Annotated in this window: 1 protein-coding gene; it reads left to right on the top strand. The window is 72.0% G+C overall.

Annotated features, from left to right (window positions below; genetic code table 11):
• Positions 1-264 precede the first annotated feature (264 nt).
• A complete protein-coding gene (locus ACFU7Y_RS43540) occupies positions 265-1,662 on the top strand; it encodes a hydrolytic protein (protein ID WP_380771992.1) in 1,398 nt (465 codons plus the stop codon).
• The last annotated feature ends 249 nt before the right edge of the window (positions 1,663-1,911 follow it).

The following is a 1,911-nucleotide window of genomic DNA, read 5'->3' as shown; positions in this document are numbered from 1 at the left end:
GTACGGCGGTTGGTGACGGCTTCCTCACGGGTTGTATCGGTCGACGTCATCGAACTACTCCATTCTCTGATCCTGCGAGGGTGACGGCCGGCCGCCGCGAGGCGAGGCCGGCCGGGGGAATGTGGGGGCGGGTCACGCGGAGTCGGGCCGGACTCGCGACCGCGCCGGGCGGGGTCTTCGTTCGGTCCGTGCGGGCAAGGAGTGTGCCCCCAGCTTGCCCGTACGGCCCTCTCCCTCGGCGCCGTACGGCCCTACCGTCACGCTATGACCACATCCGCCGAACTCGGCCTGCCCGCACTGACGGTGGCCCCCGGTGGCGTGGCCACCACGACCCTGACGGTACGCAACGATCTTGACATCGTTGAGGCTTACACGTTCGAGGTGGTCGGCGACTGTGCCGCGTGGACGACGGTCGAGCCGGCCCGGGTCTCGCTCTTCCCGGGGACCTCCGAGACGGTGACGGTCCGGCTGGCTCCGCCGCGCTCCCCCGCCACCCGGGCCGGCGAGTTCCCGCTCGGCATCCGGGTGCTGCCGGTCGAGCGCCCCGACCTGGTGACGGTCCCCGAGACCACGGTCACCGTGACGCCGTTCCACGAACTGCGGGCCGCGCTCGCACCGCGCCGTCGCCGCGGCTGGCTGCGCGGACGCTACCGGGCCTCGGTGCGCAACCTCGGGAACGCTCCCACCGGTGTGACGTTCACTCCCGGACAGGCGGGCGAGGACCTGCGGTTCCGGGTCACCCCGGAGAAGCTGCGGCTGGAGCCCGGCGAGTCCGGAGAGGTGCGGGTGCAGGCGCGCACCCGCAAGCTGATCTGGTTCGGCAAACCCGCGACCTGGCCGTTCGAGGTGACGGTGGGCCCGGAGGAGCGGACGGACGGCAAGGACGGGAAGAACGGCAAGGACGGCGACAAGGGGACGGAAGGCAAGCCCGAGACCGCTCCGGAGGCCGCGCCGGCGCCTGCTCAGAAGCCCGTCCTGGAAGGCGAGTTCCTTCAGCTGCCGGTCTTCCCCAAGTGGCTGCTCGCGCTCCTGGCGGCGCTGATCGCGCTGCTGCTGGCCTGGTTCGCCCTGGTCCGCCCGGCGGTGCGCAGCTCCGCGAAGCAGGCCGCCGAGCAGGCCGTCGCCCAGCAGAGCGCCACCCCGACGCCGCCCGCCGGTGCTCCGGTCGGCGACGCGTCGGGCGCCCCCTCCAACGGGAACACGCCCGGCGGCCAGACCAAGCCGGGCGCCGGGAAGCCGACCGCCGGCCCGGGCAGTCAGGGCGGCCCCGGCGCGGGCCCGGCGGTGCCGGGGACAGGACAGCAGTTCTCCGAAACGATCGACGTGCAGACCGCGAACGGCGCCGCCGGGACGGGCAGTTACCCGGTGCCGCACGGCAAGGTCCTCGACATCACGGACATCGTGGTCGCCAACTTCCAGGGCGACCAGGGCGTGGTGACCATCACGGCCGGCAACAAGACGATCACCACCATCGCCTTGGAGACCTTCCGCAACCAGGACTACCACTGGGTGACTCCCATCCAGGTCCCCGAGGACCAGGCCGTGACGGCGAGCGTGACCTGCGAGGCGCCGGGCACTCCGGCCTCGGGCAAGCAGGCGGCCGCGTGCCACGAACTCCTCAACATCAGCGGCACGCTGAGCGACATCCGGCCGGGGAACTGAACGTTTCCGGGCCGTTCGTCTCCGGATTCCCCCTCCTCCCGCATCCCCCCTCACATCTCGTGATCATGTCAACACCCGACGGACACTGTTGCATCGTGCACCCGAACGGACCAAGCCGACCCGCCCGCAACACGCCGCGATCTGTCCTCCCGGGGCAACCGGCCTGGTACTCCAGGGCAACCGGTCCGCCCCTACGGGCGATGCGGTGGCCCCGGGAAAGCCGAACGCCGGCCCCGCCCGTTCAAGGGC

The organism is Kitasatospora sp. NPDC057542 (assembly GCF_042801945.1).
Classification (GTDB): Bacteria; Actinomycetota; Actinomycetes; order Streptomycetales; family Streptomycetaceae; genus Kitasatospora.
This window is presented reverse-complemented; position numbering and strand designations above follow the sequence as displayed.

Coding starts and splice junctions, on each gene's coding strand:
- ACFU7Y_RS43540 (WP_380771992.1), top strand. CDS start 265: ATGACCACATCCGCCGAACTCGGCCTGCCCGCACTGACGGTGGCCCCC.